3 protein-coding genes and 1 pseudogene are annotated in these 3,326 nt (G+C 63.7%); 1 reads left to right on the top strand and 3 read right to left on the bottom strand.

Translation table 11 applies throughout. The annotated features are described in order from the left end of the window. Window positions 1-832: LysR family transcriptional regulator (locus J0I79_RS34465; protein ID WP_292870472.1), on the bottom strand; the 832-nt coding region annotated here is incomplete at its 3' end. Window positions 833-928: 96 nt separating this feature from the next. Between J0I79_RS34465 and J0I79_RS34460 the strand changes: the two genes are divergently transcribed. Further along, a complete protein-coding gene (locus tag J0I79_RS34460) occupies window positions 929-1,924 on the top strand; it encodes an aldo/keto reductase (RefSeq protein WP_292870469.1) in 996 nt (331 codons plus the stop codon). 225 nt (window positions 1,925-2,149) lie between these two features. Here the strand turns inward: J0I79_RS34460 and J0I79_RS34455 are convergent, their stop codons facing one another. Both J0I79_RS34455 and J0I79_RS34450 read right to left on the bottom strand, forming a co-directional pair. Further along, window positions 2,150-2,752 carry a nucleotidyltransferase family protein gene (locus J0I79_RS34455; RefSeq protein WP_292870466.1) on the bottom strand — a complete coding sequence of 201 codons (603 nt, stop codon included), beginning with the start codon at window positions 2,750-2,752 and terminating at the stop codon, window positions 2,150-2,152. A gap of 82 nt (window positions 2,753-2,834) precedes the next feature. Next, window positions 2,835-3,326 (bottom strand): annotated as a pseudogene (locus J0I79_RS34450) (phenylalanine--tRNA ligase subunit beta); the annotation flags it as partial.

Raw genomic sequence — 3,326 nt, 5'->3', positions numbered from 1 at the left:
GGCTGGGATAATAGACGAAGAAGCCGTCGAAGGACGGACACCAGTCTTCCAGCACGCGGATCAGTCTTCCGTCGGCGAGCGGGGCCTGGACATAGGGCTCGAAGACGAAGGCAAGACCGGCGCCATCGATCACCGCCTGCGCGATCAGATGATCCTCGTCGAGGATCAGCGGCCCTTCCACCGCGATCTCGATTGCCTCGCCGTCTTTCTCGAATTCCCAGCGGTAGAGTATGCCGCTGGAGAAGCGGAAGCGGATGCAACGGTGATCGGCGAGATCGCGCGGATGGCGCGGCTTCGGCATGGCGGCGAAATAGGACGGCGCGCCGACCACGGCGCCGCGAAGGTCCGGTCCGATGCGCACCGCGATCATGTCGCGCTGCAGGCTTTCGCCGAGCCGCACGCCGGCGTCGAAGCCGCCCTCGACCACATCGGTGAAACGATCCTCGATGACGATCTCCAGCACGATGTCGGGATAGGCGGTGGCGAAGGCGCCGAGGCGTGGCGTCAGCACCAGATGCGCGGCGGTGCGCGGCACGGTGAGCCTGAGATTCCCCGCGGGGCGGTCGCGCGCTTCGACCGCCGTTTCCAGCGCCAAGTCGATCTCGGACAAAGCCGGCCGCAACCGCTCCAGCAACTGCGCGCCTTCCTCTGTCGGGGCGACACTGCGCGTGCTGCGCGCCAGCAGCCGCACGCCAAGCCGCGCCTCGAGGCTGGACACGGCATGGCTGACAGCCGACGGCGCGATCGCCAGTTCGCGCGCCGCGCCGCGAAAGCTGCCGCATTGGGCGACCGTGGCCAGCACGGCCAGTTGGGAAAGATGCGCTCGGTTCATTGATCTATTTTTTAGACTGACCCGTGCGCATAGGAGACCATTATCGAACATATCTCAAGGCGCTATCTCTTCGTCATCGCAACAAGGAGACGCGTTATGAAAACCCGCAAACTCGGACCTGAACTCGAAGTCTTCCCTGTCGGTCTCGGCTGCATGGGCATGAGTTTCGGCTATGGCGGTCAGCCGGAGGCGGAAGCGATTGCCACGTTGCGCCGCGCCGTCGAGATCGGTGTCAATTTCTTCGACACGGCCGAAGTCTATGGTCCCTTCGAGAACGAAATCCTGCTCGGCAAGGCGCTGAAGCCGGTGCGCGACAAGGTGACGATCGCGACCAAATTCGGCTTCAAGATTTCGGAGGAGGGCTCGGGCACCGACCGTATGGTCGGCGTCGACAGCCGTCCCGAGCACGTCAAGGCGGTGGCCGAAGCATCGCTGAAGCGGCTCGATACCGACGTGATCGATCTCTACTACCAGCACCGCGTCGATCCGAATGTTCCGATCGAGGACACGGTCGGCGCGATGGCAGAACTCGTGCGCGAAGGCAAGGTGCGGGCACTTGGCCTGTCCGAAGTGAGTGGAGCGACGCTCCGCCGGGCGCATGCCGTGCATCCGATATCGGCGGTGCAAAGCGAATATTCGCTCTGGAGCCGCGATCCCGAGGACGAGGTCTTCGCCGTCTGCCGCGAGCTCGGCATTGGCTTCGTCCCCTATAGCCCACTAGGACGTGGCCTGCTCACCGGTACGATTGCCAAGCCCGAAGCGCTCGGCGCTGACGACTGGCGCCGCACCTTGCCGCGCTTTCAGGCCGAAGCGATGGAAGCCAACAACGCGGTCATCGCCGTGCTGGAGAAGATGGCGGCGGAAAAAGGCGTCACTTCCGCACAGCTGGCGCTGGCCTGGGTGCTGCACCAGGGCGATTTCATCGTGCCGATCCCCGGTGCGCGGAAAATACGGCATCTGGAGCAGAACACGGCGGCGGCTGGGATCGAGTTGAGTTCGGCGGAAGTGGCGGCAATTGGTGATGCGCTGTCGCCGGACAAGGTCATGGGCGAGCGCTATACGGAGGAATTGCTGGCGCTGGTGAATGGGTAGGGGGAGAGGGTCGCTTCGACTCCCCTCTTATGGAAAGGTCGGCGCGAGGCCCCCCTCTCTGGCCTGCCGACCATCTCCCCCTCAAGGGGGGAGATCAGATGTCACCGCGGCCTTCGCCAATCACCAATGCTGTAGAAAAATGCGCCGGCGTCGAAGCTGCCAATCTCCCCCCTTGAGGGGGAGATGGCCGGTAGGCCAGAGAGGGGGGCCTCGCGGAGACTTATCTTACCAGGGCACGATGGAGATCTCCGGCCAATACTCCCGCGCCCTTCTCCCCTTCGCCTCATGCGTGCGCTGATTGTCCAGCACCCGGTTGGGCACGATGCGGAACGAGAAGATATCATCCAGCCCGAACGGCGCCACCAGTTCCAGCTGCCCATCAGCGCCATACCGCACCCCGACCGCATGCGTCTTCGAGGCAAAATAGCCGACGGATTCGCTGGCGCTCGCATAGCGCGGGCAGTCCTGCCCGAATTTCTGCGGATACCACAGATGCACCCGCGCCTGGTTGCGCACCTCAACCGGCACGCTCAGTGCCTCGAAATGCTTCGCCGCCCGATGGATCACTGTGTCCTCAGCCTCGTAGGACAGGTCGCTGTCGTCAAAATAGAAGAGATCGACGTCCTTGATGCCGTAACCCGACGGTTTGCCGGTCAGATGGTTCCAGACGCTGTTGTAAAGCGCACCGGAAACCACCAGCCAATCCGGCAGAGCCAGCGCGCGAGCCCGCGCCAGCGCGTCGCGGACCAACGGATCAGCCGAGACGATATCCAGAAAAGCGACGCGTTGTGCTTCGAAAGGCAGCCCGGAATAGCGCAGATGGTTCATCGCCCTTTGGAGGGCGATTCGCCATCACTCCGCAATCCGCAATTCCCTGGCGAAAATCGCGACGCAATTTCCTGGAATTGCCTCAGCCGCGCAGAACGCCGCCCGTCTGTTTGCCGACATTCTCGACGATGCGCTTGGCCAGCGCCTCGAAATCCTCGTCGGTCAGCGTCTTCTCGACCGGCTGGATCGACACTTCGATGGCGATCGATTTCTTGTCGGCGCCGAGCGAGGCGCCTTCGAAGATATCGAACACCGAGACGCCGGTGACCAGTTTCTTGTCGGCGGCAAGGGCGGCGCGAACCAGCGTGCCGGCCTCGACCGACTTGTCGACGACGAAGGCGAAATCGCGCTTCACGGCCTGGAAAGCGGAGAGCTCCAGCTTCGGCTTGGTCTTGGTCGGCTTGGCCTTCGGTTCGGGCACCGCGTCGACGAACACTTCGAAGCCGCAGAGCGGCCCGGAGGCATCGAGCCCTTCAAGCGTCCTCGGATGGAATTCGCCGAATGTGCCGAGCACCGTCTTCGGCCCGAGCTTGATCGTGCCGGAGCGGCCGGGATGATACCAGGCCGGGCCGCC

Origin of the sequence: Mesorhizobium sp. (assembly GCF_017306585.1) — a bacterium.
Taxonomy (GTDB): Bacteria; Pseudomonadota; Alphaproteobacteria; order Rhizobiales; family Rhizobiaceae; genus Mesorhizobium.
The sequence above is the reverse complement of the archived record's forward strand: the minus strand, read 5'-3'. Positions and strand labels throughout refer to the sequence as shown.

Bases quoted from the DNA above. Each gene is read 5' to 3' on its own strand.
- J0I79_RS34460 (WP_292870469.1), top strand. From the start codon at position 929: ATGAAAACCCGCAAACTCGGACCTGAACTCGAAGTCTTCCCTGTCGGT.
- J0I79_RS34455 (WP_292870466.1), bottom strand. From the start codon at position 2,752: ATGAACCATCTGCGCTATTCCGGGCTGCCTTTCGAAGCACAACGCGTC.